This window comes from Levilactobacillus fujinensis (assembly GCF_003946335.1).
GTDB lineage: Bacteria > Bacillota > Bacilli > Lactobacillales > Lactobacillaceae > Levilactobacillus > Levilactobacillus fujinensis.
The window spans coordinates 1-21,893 of the sequence record NZ_RHNX01000041.1; the positions used below are offsets into that span (position 1 = coordinate 1).

Annotated in this window: 18 protein-coding genes; 3 read left to right on the forward strand and 15 right to left on the reverse strand. The window is 48.5% G+C overall.

The genetic code is table 11. From position 1 onward, the window contains the following. Window positions 1-755: 755 nt before the first annotated feature. The 11 genes from dusB to pth all read right to left on the reverse strand — a co-directional run bounded on the left by dusB (window position 756) and on the right by pth (window position 14,861). Window positions 756-1,775, reverse strand: coding sequence for a tRNA dihydrouridine synthase DusB (gene dusB, locus EKM89_RS11985; RefSeq protein ID WP_125688824.1), 1,020 nt, complete (start codon window positions 1,773-1,775; stop codon window positions 756-758). Window positions 1,776-1,786: 11 nt separating this feature from the next. Further along, on the reverse strand, window positions 1,787-2,674 hold the full coding sequence (hslO, locus tag EKM89_RS11990; protein ID WP_125688826.1) for an Hsp33 family molecular chaperone HslO: 888 nt from the start codon (window positions 2,672-2,674) through the stop codon (window positions 1,787-1,789). Between the two features lie 195 nt (window positions 2,675-2,869). Beyond that, window positions 2,870-5,017 (reverse strand): ATP-dependent zinc metalloprotease FtsH, encoded by a 2,148-nt coding sequence (gene ftsH / locus EKM89_RS11995; protein ID WP_125688828.1) that lies wholly within the window; start codon window positions 5,015-5,017, stop codon window positions 2,870-2,872. A 108-nt stretch (window positions 5,018-5,125) separates the two neighbouring features. Further along, complete coding sequence (gene hpt / locus EKM89_RS12000) at window positions 5,126-5,668, reverse strand: hypoxanthine phosphoribosyltransferase (RefSeq protein ID WP_125688830.1); 543 nt, start codon at window positions 5,666-5,668, stop codon at window positions 5,126-5,128. A gap of 16 nt (window positions 5,669-5,684) precedes the next feature. Next, window positions 5,685-7,052: a tRNA lysidine(34) synthetase TilS gene (gene tilS, locus EKM89_RS12005; protein WP_125688832.1), complete on the reverse strand. Its 1,368-nt coding sequence runs from the start codon at window positions 7,050-7,052 to the stop codon at window positions 5,685-5,687. Between the two features lie 83 nt (window positions 7,053-7,135). After that, window positions 7,136-7,720, reverse strand: a complete 585-nt coding sequence (locus EKM89_RS12010) for a S1 domain-containing RNA-binding protein (RefSeq protein ID WP_125688834.1) — start codon at window positions 7,718-7,720, stop codon at window positions 7,136-7,138. Window positions 7,721-8,102: 382 nt separating this feature from the next. Next, entirely contained in the window at window positions 8,103-8,513 is a 411-nt protein-coding gene (locus EKM89_RS12015; RefSeq protein WP_125688836.1) for an FtsB family cell division protein, read from the reverse strand. Between the two features lie 110 nt (window positions 8,514-8,623). Continuing rightward, a complete protein-coding gene (locus EKM89_RS12020; protein WP_125688838.1) occupies window positions 8,624-8,896 on the reverse strand; it encodes an RNA-binding S4 domain-containing protein in 273 nt (90 codons plus the stop codon). A 1-nt stretch (window position 8,897) separates the two neighbouring features. Next, entirely contained in the window at window positions 8,898-10,478 is a 1,581-nt protein-coding gene (locus EKM89_RS12025; protein ID WP_125688840.1) for a polysaccharide biosynthesis protein, read from the reverse strand. Between the two features lie 11 nt (window positions 10,479-10,489). Beyond that, on the reverse strand, window positions 10,490-14,035 hold the full coding sequence (mfd, locus tag EKM89_RS12030; RefSeq protein WP_125688842.1) for a transcription-repair coupling factor: 3,546 nt from the start codon (window positions 14,033-14,035) through the stop codon (window positions 10,490-10,492). Window positions 14,036-14,303: 268 nt separating this feature from the next. Next, window positions 14,304-14,861, reverse strand: coding sequence for an aminoacyl-tRNA hydrolase (gene pth, locus EKM89_RS12035; protein WP_125688844.1), 558 nt, complete (start codon window positions 14,859-14,861; stop codon window positions 14,304-14,306). A gap of 293 nt (window positions 14,862-15,154) precedes the next feature. Here pth and EKM89_RS12040 point away from each other — a divergent pair, with 293 nt between their 5' ends. From EKM89_RS12040 to cbpA, 3 genes are all read left to right on the forward strand, one after another. Next, window positions 15,155-16,117, forward strand: coding sequence for an L-lactate dehydrogenase (locus EKM89_RS12040; RefSeq protein WP_125688846.1), 963 nt, complete (start codon window positions 15,155-15,157; stop codon window positions 16,115-16,117). A 655-nt stretch (window positions 16,118-16,772) separates the two neighbouring features. Continuing rightward, a complete protein-coding gene (locus EKM89_RS12045) occupies window positions 16,773-18,161 on the forward strand; it encodes a L,D-transpeptidase family protein (RefSeq protein WP_125688848.1) in 1,389 nt (462 codons plus the stop codon). Between the two features lie 312 nt (window positions 18,162-18,473). Next, window positions 18,474-19,115, forward strand: a complete 642-nt coding sequence (gene cbpA / locus EKM89_RS12050; RefSeq protein WP_048732552.1) for a cyclic di-AMP binding protein CbpA — start codon at window positions 18,474-18,476, stop codon at window positions 19,113-19,115. A 307-nt stretch (window positions 19,116-19,422) separates the two neighbouring features. Here the strand turns inward: cbpA and EKM89_RS12055 are convergent, their stop codons facing one another. The 4 genes from EKM89_RS12055 to acpS all read right to left on the reverse strand — a co-directional run bounded on the left by EKM89_RS12055 (window position 19,423) and on the right by acpS (window position 21,649). Beyond that, a complete protein-coding gene (locus EKM89_RS12055) occupies window positions 19,423-19,809 on the reverse strand; it encodes a type II toxin-antitoxin system PemK/MazF family toxin (RefSeq protein WP_125688850.1) in 387 nt (128 codons plus the stop codon). A 39-nt stretch (window positions 19,810-19,848) separates the two neighbouring features. Continuing rightward, window positions 19,849-20,076 (reverse strand): hypothetical protein, encoded by a 228-nt coding sequence (locus EKM89_RS12060; protein ID WP_125688852.1) that lies wholly within the window; start codon window positions 20,074-20,076, stop codon window positions 19,849-19,851. A gap of 86 nt (window positions 20,077-20,162) precedes the next feature. Further along, entirely contained in the window at window positions 20,163-21,287 is a 1,125-nt protein-coding gene (alr, locus tag EKM89_RS12065; protein ID WP_125688854.1) for an alanine racemase, read from the reverse strand. Beyond that, on the reverse strand, window positions 21,287-21,649 hold the full coding sequence (gene acpS / locus EKM89_RS12070; protein ID WP_125688856.1) for a holo-ACP synthase: 363 nt from the start codon (window positions 21,647-21,649) through the stop codon (window positions 21,287-21,289). The genes alr and acpS overlap by 1 nt, the downstream gene beginning before the upstream one ends. Window positions 21,650-21,893 lie beyond the last annotated feature (244 nt).

The window sequence follows — 21,893 nt, forward strand, 5'->3', positions numbered from 1 at the left end:
GCTTGAATAGCTCATCGATTGTTGTTACATTTTTTAAAGCGAATTGACTTCGCAAATAAATATTTTGGGTTTGATACTAAGTATCAAACCGCCCTACACATATTTGGTTTGTCGAAACAATGTTCAGTTTTCAAAGGTCTACCAATTTATCAGAGAAGCAAACGCTCCGTGACAACTTTTAAAGTATATCATGTCGCCAAAACCTTGTCAACAACTTTTTAATTGCTTTTGAATATATATTCAACATCCAAGAAACAACTACTTTTGCCAATGTCGGTAACAGACAACATAAATCATTGTATCAGTTACCATTTAACTCGTCAAGCACAAATTTCAATTTGTATGGCTATCCATAAATTCGATTTTTATGCATTTAAGTTGGCTTGATGACAACAAAGAATATCTTATCAATTTTCTCATGTAAGGTCAAGCAAATTTATCAAAAAAGTCTAAAAAGCCAAGGTTACATTAGTTTTACCATCTGATGTAACCACAATCAATCACCATTACCGCCGACACGTTTCAGCCAAGTACTCCCCTGCGTCCCCCTTTGCGGCTTCGATTGTGGCGTCACATCACCATGCCCATGCAGTACCTTATCCCCGTAGCGTCTCGAAAACCACTACGCTACCATTTCCCCAGATTCCCCAATAATTTCCTTAAATATAGCTTGGTAACTAAAAAAGGCGCAACACCACCTAGAGGAAGAAACATTCCCTCTTCTCAATGGATTGCGCGCTACTCATGACTCTCTTTTATTGTGGGTTGGTAAAACGTCGGATCGGTGTTTCTTGGCTGCGTGCCTTCCGGTTAGCCAAAAAACCATCCAGAATATCGACCATAATAGCTTCTTCGCTCGCATCGGTCAATGCCACTTTCGTCCGGGCAGCATGGGGAATCCCCTTTAGGTAGTAAGCCACTTGATTTCGAAAATCACGGGGACCTTCAACCGCTCCCTTAGCTGTACACAGCTGGTGCAAGTGTTCTTTCGCAATGGTCACCTTTTCTACAGCCGTTGGTTCCGGCAGAAGCTCTCCCGTTGCTAGGTAGCAGTTAACCCGTTTCAGTAACCAGGGATTCCCCATCACGGCACGACCGATCATAACCGCATCGGCGCCGACTTCATCTAACATTCGTTTAGCATCTTCTGGCGTTCGCACATCCCCATTTCCCATAAACGGAATCGTCAGGTGCTGTGCCACATCATGAAGGATATCCCAGTCAGCGTGTCCCTGATACATCTGCTTACGAGTACGTCCATGCATGGCAATGGCACTCGCCCCAGCATGCTCAGCGGCCAATGCATTTTCGACAGCAAACACGTGATGTGCATCCCAGCCGGTTCGCATCTTCACGGTAACTGGCTTATTCACGCTAGCAACGACCGCTGCTACCATATCATAGACTTTATCCGGATTCAGTAACCATTTTGCACCGGCATCCGTGTTCACAACCTTATTGACCGGACATCCCATATTGATATCAATAATATCTGCCGGCGTATGTTGATCAACAAACTGAGCTGCCTGCACTAGGGTCTCCTTGGTGCCACCAAAAATCTGAATGCTCATTGGATGCTCCTGAGGATCAACCGTCATCATATCGAGCGTTCGCTGATTATGGTAATGAATTCCCTGACCCGAGATCATTTCGCAAACGACCAACCCAGCACCGAACTCCTTACAGATTACACGAAATGCCACGTTGGTCACGCCCGCCATCGGAGCAACAACGACACGATTAGGAATTTCAACATCACCAATCTTCCAGGTCATGTCATCCCCCCCTACTTGGCTTGGGCCTGCGCGAGAATATCACGTAGTTCATCTTCTGAGAATTGGTACTTGTTGCCACAGAAATGACAAACGGCTTCCGCACCATGATCCTCATCAATCATTTCCTGAATCGCCTTTGGTTGAATGGCTGCTAAAGACTTCGCAAACCGGTCCTTCGAGCAGTCACACTTAAAGGCAACCGGCATCTTCTGTAAAATTTTGACCTGCTCATCCTTAAACAACAACTTCAAGATATCTTCTGGCGTTTGACCATCCAACAGAAGTTCAGAAACCATTGGCATTTCTTTAATTCGTTGCTCCAAACGTGCAATTGCTTCGTCTGTGGCACCGGGCATCACCTGAATCATGAACCCACCGGCCACCTTAACGGTATTGTTGGGTTGAACAAATACCGAAACTCCAACGGAACTTGGAATCTGCTCAGATTTGGCTAAATAATACGTGAAGTCTTCACCCAATTCGCCAGATATCAACGGCACTTGCCCCGTATACGGTTGGCCTAAGCCCTGATCCTTGGTGACTGTTAGCATGCCATTGACGCCAACGGCTTTCTTCACATCAATCTTATGCTTCTCGTTCAACGGTAAGCTGACGTGTGGGTATTGGAGATATCCCTTAACCGTGCCATCCGCATTACCGTCAACCACAATTGCGCCAACCGGTCCATGACCATTAACCTTGACCGTAAGCTTTTCCTTCCCTTTCAATAGAGAAGTCGAAAGCAGCATTGTGCCAATCAACGTCCGCCCAAGTGCTGCGGTTGCGGCACTCCAGGTGTCATGGCGCTTTTGTGCTTCGGCAACCGTATCTGTGGCATCCACCACGTAGGCCCGAAACATGCCACCGTCAATCAAACTTTTTACTAAATAATCTGCCATTATAAAATAAGTCCTTTCGTTACGTTAGTCATGCCTTACCTTACCAGAAACCGTCTCATTTGCAAATACTGTTCCTTGAAAACTTCGCTGCCACATCCCAATTTTCAGCCGTCGATATCATATATCGTGTCCTATTTCTCATATCAAGCCAAACAAAAAAGGGGCAAGATTGACATCTTACGCCCTTTCAGTAATCTATTCAGAATCACTTGAGTTATTGTTATTTGCATCGGATGACGCATTTGAATCGGCTGAACTGTCTGTATCATCTGCAGCTGAACTTGTTGCAGATTCAGCTTCACTGGCTGAATCGCTAGCAGCTGACGAAGCGAGCTTAGCTTCCGTAGAAGCCTGGCGTTCGGCTTCGCGCCGTTCAAGTTCACGCTTAGATTCTTCAAACGTTGCGGCCTTTTCACTTGGAAATTCGGCATTGCTGTCCTTCTCCGGCATCTTCCCAGTATTAAACAGGCTGAGGATTTGCTTTTCGTCCAGCGTTTCGTATTTCAACAAGGCTTCCGCAATAATCTTGTGTTCCGCTTTGTGTTCCTCAAGAATCTTCCGGGCAGTATCATGTGCTTCCCCGATGATTCGACGAACTTCACTATCGATTAAGTTAGCGGTGTGTTCAGAGTAAGTTGGCTGACCCGGATAACCGGCCCCAGCAAATGGTTGGCCGCCGGCACTTTCCAGTGCGACAGTTCCCAACGCGTCACTCATCCCATATTGCGTAACCATGGAACGGGCAATTTGTGTTGCCTGTTCGAAGTCATTGGAGGCCCCAGATGATTCGGAATGGAAGATTAACTCTTCAGCCGTCCGACCACCCATTAAACCAGCAATCTGTTCCATGGCGTCCTTCTTGGACATCAGCATTTGGTCTTCACGTGGGAGCATAATTGCGTACCCACCTGCGCGGCCACGCGGCACGATGGTAACCTTGTGAACGACCCGCGCATCGTTTAAGACTAACCCAACGATGGTATGACCCGCTTCATGGTATGCCACAGTGTTGCGCTCTTGCGCGCTGACGACTCGGTCCTTCTTAGCAGGCCCAGCGATGACCCGGTCTTCGGCTTCATCCAAATCAGAAGCGTCAATCTGCGTCTTATTCCGCCGTGCTGCTAAGAGGGCAGCTTCGTTCAAGAGGTTTTCCAAATCGGCACCCACGAAACCAGGTGTTTGCTTGGAAATTTCCTTTAAGTCAACATCATTCGCTAATGGCTTATTCTTCGCGTGAACCTTCAGAATCGCTTCACGACCCTTAACGTCTGGACGACCCACTAAGATCTTCCGGTCAAACCGACCTGGCCGCAGTAAAGCGGGGTCCAAAACGTCGGAACGGTTAGTGGCGGCCATCACAATGACCCCTTCACTCCCCGTAAACCCGTCCATTTCAACCAGCAATTGGTTCAACGTTTGTTCACGTTCATCATGGCCACCACCCATGCCGGCACCCCGTTGACGACCAACCGCATCAATTTCATCAATGAAGATGATTGATGGTGCGGCCTTTTTGGCCTGATCAAACAGATCCCGAACACGGCTAGCCCCAACACCCACAAACATTTCTACGAAATCTGAACCAGAAATCGAGAAGAATGGGACCGCGGCTTCACCGGCAACAGCCTTAGCCAGTAACGTTTTACCAGTTCCTGGCGGGCCCTCCAGCAAGACCCCAGATGGTATCCGGGCGCCCAAAGCAACAAACTTACGTGGATTCTTCAAGAACTCAACAACTTCAACAAGTTCTTGCTTTTCCTCCTCTTCACCAGCGACGTCGGCAAAGCGAACCTTGTTCTCTTTGCTATCAGCCGGCTTGGCTTTACTCTTCCCAAAGTTCATGACACGGCCGTTGCCGCCGCCTTGGCCGGCTTGACCCATCATCATGTAGAAGAAGAAGAAGAAAATAACCAGCGGCGCTACGTAGACTAACAGGTTAATCCAGAAGCCGCTTGACTCTTCCGCTTTGGTATTCATCTTTACGTTGTGGTTCTTGGCAGTCTGCGCAATCTCGGAAACCGTCGAGTTATTCGTCAAGACCTGAGTCGTAAAGGTGGTCACTGCGGTGCTTTGTGAACCGCCGAGACTAAAACCGGTGTTGGTCGTCCGTTTCTGGGCGTTCCGGTATTCCCCGGTAATCTTGTAAACTCCTCCGGAAGGTTGAATGGAGAAGTTCTTGACCTTGTTCGAATTCAAGTCCTTAACGAACTCGCTCGATTGGATTTCTTGGGATTGTGAGCTGGTGTTGTTCCCATTAAACAGGTAAACAACGCCAATGATCAACAAGAAGATCACAATGTAAAACAGGCTGTTACGGAACAGTCCATTTCGTCGATTATTCAATGTCGTGCCTCCTTACTCACAGTTCCCAGCATTAAGATAGGAACAAATTTTAGAGCTTATGCCCTTTAACTAAATAAGATGTTATCACAATTGACTATCATTGACTAATTATTTATCTGAATAAACGGATGGCTTCAAAACACCAACGTACGGGAGATTCCGATATTTTTCTTCGTAGTCTAGACCGTACCCAACCACAAACTCGCTGGGGACGTTAAACCCGACGTAATCGGCCTTAGCTTCAACCACGCGACCACTGGGCTTGTCCATTAACGTGCAGACCTTGATTGACTTGGCATTCCGATCCTTTAAGAGGTCTTCCAGGTACTTCAATGTCCGCCCCGTATCGATGATATCTTCAACTAACAAAATATCACGTCCTGAAACGTCCGTATCCAAATCCTTTAATAACCGGATAGTTCCAGAAGACGCCGTGCCCCCGTTATAGCTAGAGACATCGATGAAGTCAATCGTCGCATAAATGTCCATGTCACGAATCACATCGGTCATAAACAGGATGGCGCCCTTTAAGACACAAATAATTAAAGGCGTCTTGTCCTTGTAGTCCTCTGCGAGTTGTGTCCCTAAACGTTTGCAGGCTTCGGCAATGTCTTCCTCACTATAAAGGACCTTCAAAATATCGTTATTCATGCTGTTCCCCTTTCGCCTATTCATACTTCAAGACAATGTGATAGTTTTTTGTGTGCGGCCGTGGCGGCCAAACGGCCCATTTTACGCCCAAAACTGCCAAAACATCTCCCTGTGCTGTGACCAATACGGGTGTCTGTGTGCGGCGGTCCCGAGGAACCTTCGCGTTGATCAATACCCGTCGAACTGCTTGATGATGGCCATCAGCCAACCGCAAGCGATCCGTTGCTCTGAACGAACGAATTTCCAAAGGAAGTTGTGCCGTTGATAAAGCAATCGTCTCATGCTCAGAATATTCTGTTACAGTTTCAGCCGGGAAAAAGCCGAGTTGCCAACCATTACCGACCGGTTGCCATTGGTTCAAGTCTACCATAAAACTAAAATGTTCCACGGATTTTTCTACGAAAATTTTCGGTTGCCAAAACCGAAAGCTGTCATAGCGTTTCGTTAATTGCCACCCCTGGCCAAAACCAACCGTTCCAGTCGGGTGTTCGCGGCTATTTAACAGTCGTAAGCACGCCGCTAAATGGGATGCACTTGCTGTAATTGCCGGCGCTGTTTGCTTAATTAACCGAGCCAACAAAAGTTGCTGGTCGGCCGTGGAAAGCGTCAGTAAGCGTTGAACATCCCCCGTCACGGGTGCCCATTGACTGACGATCTGTGCGAGCCGATCATCCACGGCCTGATCAGCAACCACTAGTGTCGCCTGCAGTTGCTGGGCATACTCACGTAAATGCTGGTCGACTTGCGGATTTTCCTGGCGTAGCGCCGGCAAGATCACGTGACGGATGCGATTTCGACTCGCAATCAGCTCCTGATTCGTCGCATCTTCATACCAAGGAATCTGGTGGGTGACTGCATAGTCTTGCAACATCTGCTTGGTAAAAGGGAGCAATGGGTGAATCACCCGACCGCTACCCAGTGGTCGTTGCGGTGCCATTCCCGTTAGTTGGGACAGCTGACCGCCACGAATCAGCTTAAGCAAAATTGTTTCGGCTTGTTCATCGGCCTGATGCGCCGTTGCTACCCAGTCGGCATGTTGGGCCGCAAGTTGCTGCATGAAGAACGCATAGCGAAATTTCCGGGCGGCTGCCTCTGTACCATGTGTCGGTTGTTGGTCACGTGGCCAGACCGTCGCAACTAGTGGCAACTGATGATCGTAACACCACTGCTCTAAGAAAGCCGCTTCCGTTTTACTCTGCTCACGTAACTGGTGATTGACGTGAACAACGGTCAACTGCGGCCGCACTGCCACCGGCAGCTGGCAAAACAACGCCAGCAGCACCATGGAGTCAACGCCGGTCGAGACCGCAATCAATCCACGTTGCCGCGGATCGTTCCAGCCATAGCGCTGACAATTCCGTCGAAAGTCCGTCTCTAACGTCACGTCCTTCCCCCCTCTGATCCACCTGATATGAAAAAGGGCCGCAACAAGTGCGGTCCTCTTAACTTCGGGCACTAGTCGAAAAACTAGCTGCGCCGACCACCACGGCCGCCACGTTTACCTTCAGTATTACGCTTAATCGTTGCCAAACGGTCCTCACTTTGTTTCAAGAACCCTGACATTAAATCGTCAAAACTTTCTTCATGTTGGGCTGCGTGATGGCCAGAGAAGCGACCATTCGCTGAACTCCGGTGTGGCCGTGGTCCGTTACTGTTACCACCATTGCCTTCAAACCGCCGGCCGTGACTGCCATGATTCTCGCCACTATTATGATTGCCACCGTTACCGTGGAAATCGTGACTACCACCATGATTGTTGCCTTCATGGTTGTTATCCCGATGTTCGTTGTGGCTGTGTGGCCGTTCTGATGCCGGATGATCGGTGGCTTTCCGAATGGATAACCCAATCTTACCGTCATTGCCAACGGTCAAGACTTTAACCGTTACTTCATCACCAACGGATAAGACGTCGTGGATGTCCTTCACGTACCCGTCAGAAATTTCACTAATGTGGACCAAACCGGTCTTGTGGTCACCTAAATCAACAAATGCACCAAAGTTCGTAATTCCAGAGACCTTTCCGGAAACTTTAGCTCCAACCTCGATTGCCATAAACAAGAAGTTCCTCCTTAAAATAAGTGCTTTCAGTATAACACAATTTTAACCAATCCCAAACGACTAAAGTCAAAAACAACGAGCTCTAAACAACTTTTTTGACCGTGGTTAAACCCCGTTAGATTAACTTTCTACCTGACTCCTTGATTTTCAAAGGTCTTTCGTTAACACCTTAAAACGTCTCGCTATTTTCAGAAAGCGTTAATATTATTTTAATCACGCAATCCATTCGCGAGTCCGCACCTAAATTAGCGAAAATGGTTGCACTGCGCCAATCAATTTACACCACTGCCTTCTCTTTAAGTGTACCCCTAATCTTGTACCAATGACGCACAAAAAAACGACTCCGAAATAAATTCTCCGAAATCGCTTATTTTGCTTACTTAGCTGTCACGTCGTTAGCGTGGTCATCTGGCAAACTATAAATGGTCTCGCCAGATTTAGAATAATAGTACTTTGACCGAATCAACTGTCCCAAGTAATCTTTATTATTTAACTGTTTGATTTGTAATTTAAGATCTTGACTATCCGCTTTGGTCTGCTTTAGTTGCCGTTCACTTGTCGCCACCTGTTGATTGACCGTGTGTAAGCTCGCATTGGTGCGCACAAGTTGAATACCAAGGATGATTGCGAACACCGCAAAAACAGCGCCAATTCGCAATGCCCGCCGGATGCGACGATGACGCAACCACCCCGTGTGGTGGGCTGCGGCGTGCTGCCGATTCAACCGTCGCGTATAGTCATTATCAAGCCGTTCAATTTTCGCCGGTTTCGGCTGTGTATCAGCCATCCCACTCACTCCTCAGTTTTCACCAGATAGATTAACTTGAGTATAGCAAGTTTCAAATTGCACGTCCAGACAGTTAAGCATATTGTAAAACATTCGTCACATTTGGTGCGTTATTCTTGCCGAAAGTCCTGTGCATACTCTTCTTTGACGATCGTGTACATCCGTTCTGCATCGTCCTTTTTTGTAGTCTCCAACAATTCATTAACTTTGACCGTTAACGTTTTGTTACCAAACTTAATAACTAGTTCATCATTCGTTGCCACGTCCGTCGATGATTTGGCAACCTTACCGTTAATTTCGATACGGCCCTTATCAGCAATTTCCTTAGCCACTGAACGCCGTTTAATGATCCGTGAAACTTTCAAGTATTTATCTAAACGCATCTTATTTTCCTCCGTGTTGACTTATTTTTTGCCATAAACGTAAGACCGCTTTGGCGTGGGGTACCGCTAGCCACTCCCGAACCGTCAGGAGTTGCCAGCTTAGCGCTAAGCCCAAGAAGAGCAGCACACCTACTGGAATTGTGACCAGAAGTGCACCCCCAGCAGCTAATCTACCAGTCATTGTCGCCGGCCACCAGAATGCCAGGAGCATCGCCGTGAACCGCACGCCCGCGACCATTAAAATAGTACAGCCAAGAAGCTTGCGTATAAACGGCCGTGACCAAATGCCATCTCGTAGTTCATTGGCCGACCCGTACCAGATGATGAGAAACATCACCACCAGGCTCAAAACCGTCAGCCAACTCGCACCACTGGCACCAAAATTACGCACGGCCCAGTGATTACCAACAGCCTTGACTAGCAGGCCGACCGTCAGTGCCACCACCGTCAGCCGGTACGCATTTTTACTCTGAAGCACGCTATTATACGTTTGAATCAGGGTTGCCAAGATAATGCTGAGCATATAGACCCCGAGCATCCCAGACCCCTGTTCGTCACCAAACAGTAATCGGTTGATCCACGGCATCAGACTGATCAGACCGGCCGCTGCGGCCGTGGCAATGACCAATGCAATGTGCATCATGGTCGTCGTCAGCTGTTTGAAGGCCTTGGGTCGCTGCTGATGCTGGGCTTCGGCTAAAGCCGGTAGTAGCGACGTGGCAAAGGCTACCGCCACCACTAAACCCAATTGCACCAATGGCTGCGCCCGGTCATAGACCCCCTTTAAGCTCTTCGCCGCCAGATCACCCATGCCACCGGCTACCAATCCGTTTTTCACCGTAAACGAATCCACGAGCTGAAGTAAGACCATCATGGCCGTTAGTAGACACAAAGTCCCACCTTCGACCAGTAATCGCCGGCCCACGTGGGCAACCCGTTTCCCAGTCGCCACTGACTTCTGTCGCCACCCTGGTAACACAACGAGTGCCGCCACTGCAGCAATCGTCCCGCCACTCAGCGCCCAGGTGCCCATCCGGTAAACCGACCATTGATGGTGGGTCGCCCAAGCAGCGGCTACTAAGATGACCACTACGCGGACCAGTTGTTCAACCACTTGGGAACGCGCGGTCGGTAACATTTGAAACTGTCCCTGATGGTACCCGCGGCTCACAGATAGGTCTGGCATGAATAGAAACATCCACGCCACCATCTGAATCAGGGGGGCCAACTGATGATCGCCCATTCCTCGGGCAATTACGTTTGCCCCCAGCATCAGACCACCAAAGATCACGAGGGCGAGTGCCCAAACCCACCGATAAACCTGGTGAGCAACCTGCTGTTGACTCGGCAAATCGGGTGCTTCGGCAATCAGTTTGGAAATAAAAACGGGCAAGCCACTGAGGGCAAAGGTCATCCCGATGCCGTACAACGGGTAGACCTGTTGATAGACGTAAAACCCGGTGTTGCCGACCATGTTTTGAAAGGGAACCCGGTAGACCGCGCTCAGTAACTTAGCAATAAACGCCGCTACCGAGAGAATCAGGGCCCCCTGCAAGGTCTTATTCACGTTGCGGTTGCCCATGGACTCCCTCCTTAATCTTCAGCCGTCGGTGCATCGTCCTTAGGCTTCGTGGTAACTTCCACGATATCTCTGAGGGCCGCCATGAACTGTTGAACCTGTGGCAGCCAGTCATTGACCGTCATGTTCGGTTGGAGGACCAACTTCACGTGTAGTCGGTCGTCGTTGATACCTACAGTCGCTTTTAACTCGGTTGCGGCCAAGGCCTTAAAGACGTCCTCGCCGCCAAGAATATTCGTGCCCCGCTTAGAAATTGTGACAAAGACATCCCCATTGACCCGGCGAATCTTATCGACTAACGCCAAATCGGCTGCTAACTTCAGCTGACCAATCGTCAACAGCTGACTGACCGCATCCGGGTACTCCCCAAACCGGTCGATCAGGTCCGCCTGAATCTCACTGATTTCATCGTCACTTTCCAGTTGGCGAATCCGCTTGTACATTTCAATCTTTTGTTGTTCATCTTCAATATAGTCGCTTGGCAGGTAGGCTTCTACACCCAATTCGACGGTCGTGTCCGTCTTCGGTTGCGTCTGTCTCCCCCGCTTCTTGGCGACTGCTTCACTTAACATTTGCGTATAGAGATCATACCCCACGGAATTAATGAAACCGTGTTGTTGTTTACCCAACAAGTTACCGGCTCCCCGAATCGACAAGTCCCGCATGGCAATCTTAAAACCTGACCCCAGCTCGGTAAAGTCTTTGATGGCCTCCAACCGTTTCTCACTGACTTCAGTCAACACCTTGTTTGGCTTGTAAGTGAAGTAAGCGTAAGCGACCCGGTTGCTTCGCCCGATACGTCCCCGCAGTTGATACAGCTGTGATAGCCCCATTCGGTCGGCATTTTCCACAAACAACGTGTTGGCATTAGGAATATCGATTCCCGTTTCGATAATGGTCGTGGTGACCAGGACATCATAATCCCCGCGTAAGAAGTCAAAGAGGACCCCTTCGAGTTGGGATTCCGTCATCTGCCCGTGAATGTAGCCGACCCGTGCCTCAGGAACTAGCGCTTGAATCTGACTGACGGTCTTTTCAATGTCACCAACGCGGTTGTGGAGGTAGAAGACCTGGCCCCCCCGCTGCATTTCCCGGCGAATCCCATCTTGAATTGCCCCAGCATTTTGTTCCATCACGTAGGTTTGAATTGGGAACCGGTTAGCGGGTGGTGTCTCAATCACGGAAAGGTCCCGCACACCCAACATCGACATGTGAAGTGTTCGTGGAATTGGCGTTGCCGTCAAAGTCAGAACGTCCACATTTGCCTTTAACTGCTTCAGCCGCTCCTTATGCTTGACCCCAAACCGTTGTTCCTCATCGACCAGTACCAGCCCAAGGTTCTTAAATTTCACGTCCTGTGATAGGAGTCGGTGAGTCCCCACCACGATATCCAGTTGCCCGCTCTCCAGGTCCTTAATGGACTGATGGATCTGCTTGGTCGTCCGAAACCGTGAGAACATCTCAACGTTGATGGGATAGCCCTCAAACCGATTGATCATGGTGTCGTAGTGTTGTTGTGCCAAAATAGTCGTTGGGACTAAGAATGCCACCTGTTTGCCCGCTTCAACGGCTTTAAAGGCCGCTCGCAACGCAACTTCAGTCTTACCATAGCCCACGTCACCGACCAGTAATCGGTCCATTGGCCGTGACTTCTCCATATCGTGTTTGACTTCGTCGATTGTCCGTAGTTGATCGGGCGTCTCGGCGTACGGGAAGTCATTTTCAAAGTCTGTCTGCAAGCTATCGTCTACTGGAAAGGCAAACCCCTTCTCAGCAGCCCGTTTGGCGTACAAATCAACCAGTTCATCGGCAATGTCTTCGATTTTAGCAGCGACCTTGCTCTTGGTCTTTGCCCACTCGGAACCGCCTAGCTTGTTGATTCGTGGTTTCTTATCCTCGGATGACACGTACTTTTGAATCAGATTTAACTGGGTCACCGGGATAAAAAGCTGTGCGTTATCCTGATAGTCGATGGTCATGTAGTCTTGGTGAACACCATCGACAGTCAGTGTCTGCATGCCGATAAATTTCCCAATACCATGGTTAACGTGCACCACGTAGTCCCCAGGCTTCAAGTCGGTGTAGCTCTTCAACCGTTCGGCGTTGGCCATTGTCTGGCGCCGAGGCCGCTTCTTAGTGACCTTTTGGAACATTTCAGCTTCGGTGATGACGACTAACGACGCTTCCGGAAGTTCAAATCCAGTTCGCAAACGTTCTGGCACCAACTGTGTCAAGCCGGCTTGTAGATTGGCAGACTTGGTCATGACGACCTTAATTTCAAAGTCATCCAATGTCTGCTCGATTTTTGCCAGGCGCTCCTCATCCTGAACGAGCAACACGATGGTCTGCTTTTGCTTGTGCCACCGGTCAATTTCCGTTTTCATCACGGGCATCTGACTAAAGAATTGTTGCATGGCACGCGTCGTCACATTCGTCACGGCTTGGAACCGCAGACTTCCCATTCCCTTTTGGAAAAGCGCCAACATGATTTGGGCGTGACCGTCATCCTTCACGATGGGCCGTAACTCACCGCCAAAGACTTGTTGCGTAAAAATTTGATGATGCGCGAGCTTATCGGTTGCCCAGTTGGCCTCATCCTCTAAGAGCTGCCGTTCAGCGTCCTGTAGACGCGAATAATCCCCGAACAACGCCACCCCATTAGCCGGCAAATAGTCCAACAATTGGTGATGTTCTGGGAACAAATAATCAGCAAACTCCATTAATTGGGGATCGACCGACCCCTTCTTCAAGCCATCGATCAACGGCTGCACTTGGTCGTTTAACGTGGTCGTCGCATCAGCGTCCAACTTAGTAACCTGTTGTTTCAGTTCAGCCGTCAATGCTGCTGCCCCAGCTGTTCGTTCAGCGGCCGTTAAAATAAAATCGGTCGCTGGCAAAATCTCAACCTGGTCAACGTTCTCAATACTACGTTGCGTAGCGGGATCAAAGTAGCGTAGTGAATCAATCTCCGTATCGAAGAAGTCTAATCGTACCGGATAATCTGCCGCTAACGGATAGATATCCACAATTGATCCTCGCACGGCGAAATCGCCAGGACCCGCTACCAACTTCTGATGGACGTAGCCCATGGCAAACAATCGCTGTTGTAAGTCCTCTAGGTCGAAGTCATCCCCGACCTTAACGGTGAACCGGGCCGCCGCAAAATTATCTGGTGCTGGTAAGAAACGCCGTAGGCCAGACAACGCTGTCACAATAACGACTGGCCGTTCACTCTGCAGGGCTCGCAAGGCATCGATTCGTGCCGAACGATACTCGGGGGAGCTAGTTGCGACCTCGGCCGCTAATAATTCCTCTACTGGAAACTCAAAGAGCTCGTCATCGGCCAGCAGGTTCGCTAGGTCGTCGACGAGTTGTCCAGCATGGTAAAGCGTATCCGTGACGTAGATCAGGGACCGCTGTTGTTCGTGGAGCAGACTGGCAATGAATAGCGTTTCCGCTGAGCCGTTAAGCCCCGTTACCAACTGACGTTGACCGGGCGCTAACGTTTGGCGAATCGTTTGATACCCCGCCGTCTGCGTCATAAATCCTTCTAAATTCACGCGATAACTTCCTATTCTTAGTTGAGATCGTATTGGTTCGTCTATAGTGGTCAGGTGTGCCACCCCACGAGGCGACCTTGAAGCCGACAAAAGTTACCGATCTTCAAGGGAACACGAACTCCATACGGGCCACCTACGACTACGATTACATTAAAAACCGCCAACTTATGCATCCGTTAATCCAGCCGTTTACTTTCTAAAATGCAACGACATCTTAGCGAGCACGGCTGCTAATCGAATAACGTTCTTAACGTTTTAATTAAATATTTTAGTTGTATTGATTCATTAATTTGGGGAACTCGCTACCGGCTATCCAGTCTTCTAGGGCCGCTACCGCATTGTCCTTGGCTTGATTGAATAGAGGTGCTTGTTCAGTTGTAAATTTGCCTAAAACGTAATCGACCACCGTATGTTGTTGCGGATGAGCAATTCCGACCTTAATGCGCTTGAAATCTTGGCTGGAAACGTGGGCGATGATACTCTTGATGCCGTTGTGGCCACCCGCTGAGCCATGGTCACGTAGACGAATCCGCCCCAATGGGAGGTCCATATCATCATGAACCACCATGATGTCATCCAGATCAATCTTAAAGTAGGTCATCAGGGGGTGCACGGCACGACCTGATTCGTTCATGAAAGTCGTTGGCTTAACCACCAGCACCTTTTCACCGTTAACCATCCCGGTACCATAGCGAGCATCCAGTTTGCGCGTCGTCAAATCGATGCCGTGTTTTTGGGCAAAAGCGTCGACGACCATAAATCCTGTATTGTGACGTGTTTCATTATATTGCGGTCCAATATTCCCTAAACCAACGATCATTTTCATGTTGTTAAGTTCTCCCTCAATGCAGAGTCCTAAGCTAGAAACAAAATAGCCGGACGGGACCGTTTCTCCCCGTTCAGCCGGCTCAGGTTATCTTCTTAATTTCAAATTCATCGTTTATAAGTATAGCATAGTCCCCTTGTAACTTCACGAATGAGGTCCTTAAGTGAAAGAGATTTCAAAGATAGCGTTTCCATTAGATAAGTTTTGATTCGGAGTCGTGGTCGCTTGTCTGGTTACATGTTATACTAGGAAGCGGGTATTAATGCGACCCTAACGTCAAAATTTTATAGGAGATGAAGAATTTGACTACTAAGAATCATCAAAAAGTTGTTTTAGTCGGTGACGGTGCTGTCGGCTCATCATATGCTTATGCAATGATGAACCAAGGGTTAGCCGAAGAATTCGTAATTGTGGATGTTATTAAGGAACGTACTGAAGGAGACGCCTTGGACCTTGAAGACGCCCAAGCCTTCACTGCCCCTAAGAAGGTTTACTCCGGTGACTACGCTGACTGCAAGGATGCAGACGTTGTTGTTATCACCGCTGGTGCCCCACAAAAACCCGGCGAAACTCGTTTAGACTTGGTTAACAAGAACTTGAAGATTTTGTCTTCTATTGTTAAACCAGTCGTTGATTCTGGTTTCGACGGTATCTTCGTTATCGCTGCTAACCCAGTTGACATCTTAACCTACGCAACTTGGAAGTTCTCTGGTTTCCCCAAGGAACGCATTATCGGTTCCGGTACTTCTTTGGACACTTCACGTCTGCGTGTGGCCTTGGCTAAGAAGCTTGGTGGCATCGACCCTCGTAACGTTGAAGCCTACATCATGGGTGAACATGGTGACTCCGAATTCGCTGCTTACGATGAAGCAACGATCGGTTCGCGTCCATTGAAGGACGTTGCCAAGGAACACGGCCTAACTGATGACGATTTAGCCAAAATCGAAGACGAAACGCGGAACAAAGCTTACGAAATCATCAACCGTAAAGGCGCAACCTTCTATGGTGTTGCAACTTGCCTGATGCGCATCACTAAGGCTATCCTGCGTGACGAAAACGCCATCTTACCAGTCGGTGCTGCGTTGAACGGTGAATATGGCTTGAACGATATCTTTATTGGTACGCCAGCCGTTATCAACGGTAGCGGTTTAGCTAGCGTTGTCGAAGTTCCTCTCTCCGACAAAGAAAAAGAATTAATGGCTAAGTCAGCTGAAACCTTGAAGAAGGTTACGAAGGACGGTTTAGCAGCCCTTTAATCAGTTAACTCAGTTCTAAAATGAATCGTCGTTGCCTTCGGGTGATGACGATTTTTTTGCGGTCATAGATTGGCTAGACGCCAGTTGCCAGGTTTATGACCGTTGGGGGCCTGTTTCCAGCTAAGACGTAATCGTTCGCCTCGCTTGGTGCACGCTCTAGTCTCCTCTAACTGTAACTGAACCCTACTGCTTTATTGGGCCACAGAATGATTGGTTACCATTTGCTATTTTTTCCCTCTCAATGTCTGGTTAGGCATTTAGCCTACGTTTTCAACTATCTGCCCTTGAAATATAGTCAGCTCGCTAATTATTTCAAATTAAATTAATTACCAGCATCATCTCCCGTAACCAGTCCTTTATTCACCCCGCAAATAGCCATTTTTGAAATTTATATTTTTTTTATTTGGCCAATCTTTTAACGTGTAATATCATCATTTCAATAGTCCCACCAGCGACCACGGATGGTAGCCTAACAGCTAAACCAGCAAAAAGCTAAAATTTCTTTGAGACCTGACCAAATAAGTAATGTAATCGTTAACACTGGTGCATCCAGATTGTCATTTAAGGTTGTTTGAAGTAAGCTTGAGTTATGCTATGAAGTGATAGTTAAGAATGACGACTTTTCCTCCACTGGCTATTTTTAGGAGGTCTCATAATGAAGAAACGAAAAGCCTTTGTGATTGGTCTTGCTACCGCCATCGTCGCGGTCGGCGCCATTTACGTTGGACAAGCTTTACATTACTCTTCGGCGCAGGTCTTCTTTAAGGATACTGAAATCGCCGGAGTTAACGTTGGTGGAAGTACTGCCAGCCAAGCCGCTACAAAATTGAAATCAGCTTTGAAGAACCAAGAGTTGACGCTTAAAGATGGCAGCGAAACGGTCTCTACTTTTAAGACGCAGCAAGTTAACTTAAAAGTTACTTCGCAATCTGCACTGAAACAATTAATTGCCAAGCAAAACGTTTGGAGCTGGCCCGTTCATGTTACTACGGCGACTGCGGACAGTATTGAGCTCAACGCTAGCAATGAAAATCAGCAAAGTGTTCAGGCCCTCGCCAAGCAGATCTCAACGACCGCCAATAAGACCAGAACTGCACCCACGGATGCTACCTTTACTTACCACGACGGCGAGTACGTGACCACTAAGGCGCACACCGGTAATCAGCTTGACGCCACCAAGGTTGCCAAGTCGATTACGCTGGCCATTGAAAAGGGGAACACCACGGTCGACGTTTCTAAAGACTACTTGAAACCCGATGTCACGACCAAGTCTACAACGTTCAAGGCTGCCGAGAAGACGGCTGAGAACATCACCAAGCAGACTTACACTTACAAGCTGAGTGGTCACAAGATTACGATTCCGGCCGCTACTCTGGCCAGTTGGTTGACGTTTAAAAACGGTAAGCTGACGACTAAGACGACCACGGTTAAGGCTTATCTGACCAAGCTCAGCAGTAAGTATGGAACCATCAACAAGACACGGACCTTCAAGTCAACCAAGCGTGGCACGGTCAAAGTCAAAGCGGGCCTCTACGGTTGGAGCATTAAGGTCAAGTCTGAAACACCGATCCTTAGTAAATTGGTTCTTGCCGGTAAAGGCATGGACCGGACGCCAACGATTCAAGGTAGCGGTTACCACAGTAATGGTACCGATATCGGTAATTCGTACGTCGAAGTTGATAAACAGAACCAACACATGTGGGTTTATAAAAACGGAAAAGTCGTCGTTTCTACCGACATTGTGACTGGCCTGCCAACTACGGCACACCACACGCCAACTGGTGTCTGGGTCATCTGGAGTAAGCAACGGAACACCACCCTTCGTGGTAAAAACGATAATGGCTCCAGTTATGCTTCGAAAGTGAAGTACTGGATGCCAATCGATGATACCGGTGTTGGGATTCACGATTCCTCATGGCAGCCAGAATATGGGGGCACGTGGTACAAGAAACACGGGTCACATGGCTGTGTCAACACACCACCTTCGAAAATCAAGGCGGTCTACGAAAACGTTAGCGTCGGCACACCAGTTATCGTCTTCTAATAGAAATCTAAAAAAGCTGCGGTTGTCCCTGGTGGGGACCGCAGCTTTTTGCTTGATTTATTTTAAAGCTAGTCCAATTGCCAACAACACAATGATTGCCACGAATGCGGCAACCGTCCAGTACAGCCATTTTTTTGTAATGATCGGCTTATCCTGCGGGTCATGCGGTGTCTTCACGTGACCACCCTCCTTGCCTAAATATTTCTCTCATTTTAACACGCTTTTACTGGAAAATGACTACCAGCGAACCAGGAAATATGGTATTATTAGGAAAGATTATTAGAAGTTTCTAATTTTAGGAGGTCGTCAGCTATGCTGCTAAAATCCCTAGTGAAACCGAAAGAACGTTTAGTTACGGTTCGCGAGGACGTTACCTTGGAACAAGCCTTAAAGGTCTTGGAAGATTCTGGTTATCGGTGTGTACCGATCCTAGATGAAACCGGCCAGATTTTCCGGGGGAACATCTATAAAATGCACATTTATCGCCATAAATCCCGGGGCGGCGATATGCAGCTCCCGGTGACGTCATTACTGAAGAACGCCACGAAGTTTATTTCCGTTAACGCGGCTTTCTTCAACGTTTTCTTCTCCATCAAAGATTTACCTTACATTGCCGTGTTAGACGACAAAAATGCCTTCTACGGTATCTTGACGCACACCCGCTTGATGGATATGCTTTCTCAATCTTGGAACGTCAACATTGGGAGTTACGTCATCACAGTGGTCTCCGCAGGTGAACGCGGTGACTTAGCCGGTATGGCCAAGATCATTACCAAGTATACGTCGATTGCCAGTGTCATCAGCCTAGACGCTCAGGAAGGCGAACTGGTTCACCGGACCATGTTCACCCTCCCCGCTGAAGTCGACGAAGAAAAATTGGATCGCATCGTGAAGGCCCTCGAACGCAAGGAATTCCATGTTCCCGAAATCGAAGACCTACGCCACGAAAACTAGGTCACGAACTAAGCGTTGCTGCATCTGCGGTGGCGCTTTTTGTTTTGGAAAAAAGTGTTTAGGATTGACGCGCACAATCAAAGCCGGAGGCGGCCCGGGATGCAGCTGGCGGCCCGAGTGCAACCCGTACCACTAATTTAGCGGTGACAATTCCTACGGTTGCAAGAGTAGAATAAGCATTTTGACTTTCAGCCTTCCGCTTATAACTAAAAAAGTCCGGCACAAAATTGCCAGACTTCCCAGTTATAATTTAGATTTACTCGTCAAAACAACCGCCATCTTCATACCGGTCATTTCAAAGTTACTGCTATGTACGTGGTGTCTTTTTCTTTTTTGACTTTTCCACCAACCCGATGCTAGTTGCGAGTGCGGCGTCAACCGCCGCCATGGTCTTAACGTCCAAATGGGTCACTTGATCCTTTAACCGTTGCTTGTCGATCGTCCGGATCTGTTCAAGCAAAATGACGGAATCCCGCTCAATTCCGGTTCGTGCCGCTGAAATGCCCACATGTGTCGGCATCTTTGGCTTCTCGATCCGGGCGGTGATTGCCGCCACAATTACGGTTGGACTATAGTGATTTCCCACGTTGTTCTGGATAATTAAAACGGGGCGCATACCACCCTGCTCCGAACCAACGACTGGTGAGAGGTCGGCAAAGAAAACGTCACCGCGTTTGACTTCAACACGGGCCATGGGCCGCCATCCCCTATCTATAAATGTTTGCGTTTAAACTTAGCGTTGCGCACGCCGATACTGCGTTAAACACCGTTCTGCTTCTTCCTCACACGGTGTAAACGCACGGGCAATATCTTGATTAATGAGGGCCATCGCCTGATATCCGACAATTAAATCTAGTTTGCGGGCTGCTGCCGACCGCAGAGGCACTAAAGCTTGAACTCGGTCCCTGCGAGGGATGTGTAACCGTAAATGTGGACGTTCTAATTGTTGAGAACGGATCATGATAACCCTCCTAAAATATTAATTACTCTCGACTAATATACAGTTTACCACGAAACGCGCATTCCGAACACATTAACTGGTGTAAATTAATTGAGATAGTAACGAGGTAGGCGGCTTGTGAAACCACAAGCAATTTCATAATGAATCGTCCCGCAATAATCTGCAATATCTTGTAAGCTAATCGTAGCATCACCGTCTTGGCCGACTAGTGTGACCTTAGTTCCCCGATGATACTCTTTTGGTAAACGAACCATCAATTGGTCCATACATACGCGACCGATAATTTCACAAGCTTGACCATCCACTAACACGTGGAATCCCTGTAAACGGCGTTCATAGCCGTCTGCATAACCAATCGGAACAGTTCCTACCCATTCTGCTTGTTGGGCGGTATAGGTCGCCCCATAGCTCACGGAATCGCCAGGTTGTAACTCTTTACAATGGACCAGTTCACTGGTCAAACTCATAGCCGGTTGTAAGCGATAGGGTTCCGCAATGGCTGTTCCAGAAGGATTCAAGCCGTACCCCGCAACGCCAAAGCGCACTAAATTGTCGTTGCAGGCTGCATGCCACAGGCTCGTCGCGGAATTCGACACGTGCACATAGCGCGGTCGTTTTGTCAGTGAGCCAACTAACTTTTGCCAATTAGCCAGTTGTTTTTTGAAATAAGTGTCGTCAGGATCATCCGCCGTCGAAAAATGCGTGAAGATTCCTTCAAACAAAAAATGATCAGCATTGGATCCCATAAAATCGATTCCCGCCTGCAAACTGGTTGGTGTTCGAAATCCGATTCGTCCCATTCCAGTGTCTAATCCCAGGTGAACGCGCAGTGGCTGGCCCTCTTTTGCCAGAGCCAAGTACCGGTCGGCATCAATCAACCAGTCGGTAGCCGCAACCGTGGCCGAAATTTTCTCCCGTGCCATTAACGGTGCGTCAGCAGGCGCCGTAACGCCTAAAATTAAAATAGGTTCATTAAAGCCCGCCGCCCGTAATTCCAACGCTTCATCTAGAATGGCAACGCAAAACCCACTGGCACCAGCGTCCTTAGCCGCCTGTGCCACCTGAACGGCGCCGTGGCCGTAACCATTTGCCTTAACCACCATAAATAACTCACAGCCATCATCTAACCGATTGACTTCTGCCTGAATATTTTCCCGTAACGCCTGACGATCAATTACCAATTGCGTCGGCCGGTGTACCCCAACTACCATTACGATTTCCCTCTTTCTAGGATGACCTGCGTCATGACCAGCGTGGCCGTATGTGAAATGGACACGTGGGCAATTCCCCCAAATGGCTGACGAAGCACCACCGGTCTACCGGCATCATTGTCGCGAATCTCGACGTCTTGAAAGCTCACCGTTTTACCGATTCCTGTTCCCATGGCTTTCCCGTAAGACTCTTTCGCCGACCATCGACCAGCAATGAATTCAACCGCCCGCTGACCGCTTAAACGATGATAATCTGCCAATTCTCCTGACGTTAAAACCTTCGTCAAAAATAGAGGTTGCCGTTCGACTACCTCGGCTACGCGCGCGAGATCCGTAATATCAATACCGGTTCCATAGATCATGGTGTTCACCTCTCCTATAATGTCTAGCTAATATTTTAGCACAGCAAACGTCCTTACAGTTGACGAACTTACCGGTTACGGCAAAACATAACCTAAACTAAAACAATCGGTTGTCGCTGACTTTACCGACCAACTGAGACGGCAATATTCTTGTTCAACCACTGCCCACAAAAAACTCTCTGAGGGTGTCGCTTCGCTCTGCCCTCGTAACCATATGGTGAAATGAACCGCCTTTCCCGGTATA

Bases quoted from the DNA above. Each gene is read 5' to 3' on its own strand.
- cbpA (WP_048732552.1), top strand. From the start codon at position 18,474: ATGCTGCTAAAATCCCTAGTGAAACCGAAAGAACGTTTAGTTACGGTT.
- acpS (WP_125688856.1), bottom strand. From the start codon at position 21,649: ATGATCTATGGAACCGGTATTGATATTACGGATCTCGCGCGCGTAGCC.
- alr (WP_125688854.1), bottom strand. From the start codon at position 21,287: ATGGTAGTTGGGGTACACCGGCCGACGCAATTGGTAATTGATCGTCAG.
- hpt (WP_125688830.1), bottom strand. From the start codon at position 5,668: ATGAATAACGATATTTTGAAGGTCCTTTATAGTGAGGAAGACATTGCC.
- EKM89_RS12055 (WP_125688850.1), bottom strand. From the start codon at position 19,809: ATGGCCCGTGTTGAAGTCAAACGCGGTGACGTTTTCTTTGCCGACCTC.
- EKM89_RS12060 (WP_125688852.1), bottom strand. From the start codon at position 20,076: ATGATCCGTTCTCAACAATTAGAACGTCCACATTTACGGTTACACATC.
- EKM89_RS12045 (WP_125688848.1), top strand. From the start codon at position 16,773: ATGAAGAAACGAAAAGCCTTTGTGATTGGTCTTGCTACCGCCATCGTC.
- EKM89_RS12040 (WP_125688846.1), top strand. From the start codon at position 15,155: ATGAAGAATTTGACTACTAAGAATCATCAAAAAGTTGTTTTAGTCGGT.
- EKM89_RS12015 (WP_125688836.1), bottom strand. From the start codon at position 8,513: ATGGCTGATACACAGCCGAAACCGGCGAAAATTGAACGGCTTGATAAT.
- dusB (WP_125688824.1), bottom strand. From the start codon at position 1,775: ATGACCTGGAAGATTGGTGATGTTGAAATTCCTAATCGTGTCGTTGTT.
- EKM89_RS12010 (WP_125688834.1), bottom strand. From the start codon at position 7,720: ATGGCAATCGAGGTTGGAGCTAAAGTTTCCGGAAAGGTCTCTGGAATT.
- pth (WP_125688844.1), bottom strand. From the start codon at position 14,861: ATGAAAATGATCGTTGGTTTAGGGAATATTGGACCGCAATATAATGAA.
- EKM89_RS12025 (WP_125688840.1), bottom strand. From the start codon at position 10,478: ATGGGCAACCGCAACGTGAATAAGACCTTGCAGGGGGCCCTGATTCTC.
- hslO (WP_125688826.1), bottom strand. From the start codon at position 2,674: ATGGCAGATTATTTAGTAAAAAGTTTGATTGACGGTGGCATGTTTCGG.
- EKM89_RS12020 (WP_125688838.1), bottom strand. From the start codon at position 8,896: ATGCGTTTAGATAAATACTTGAAAGTTTCACGGATCATTAAACGGCGT.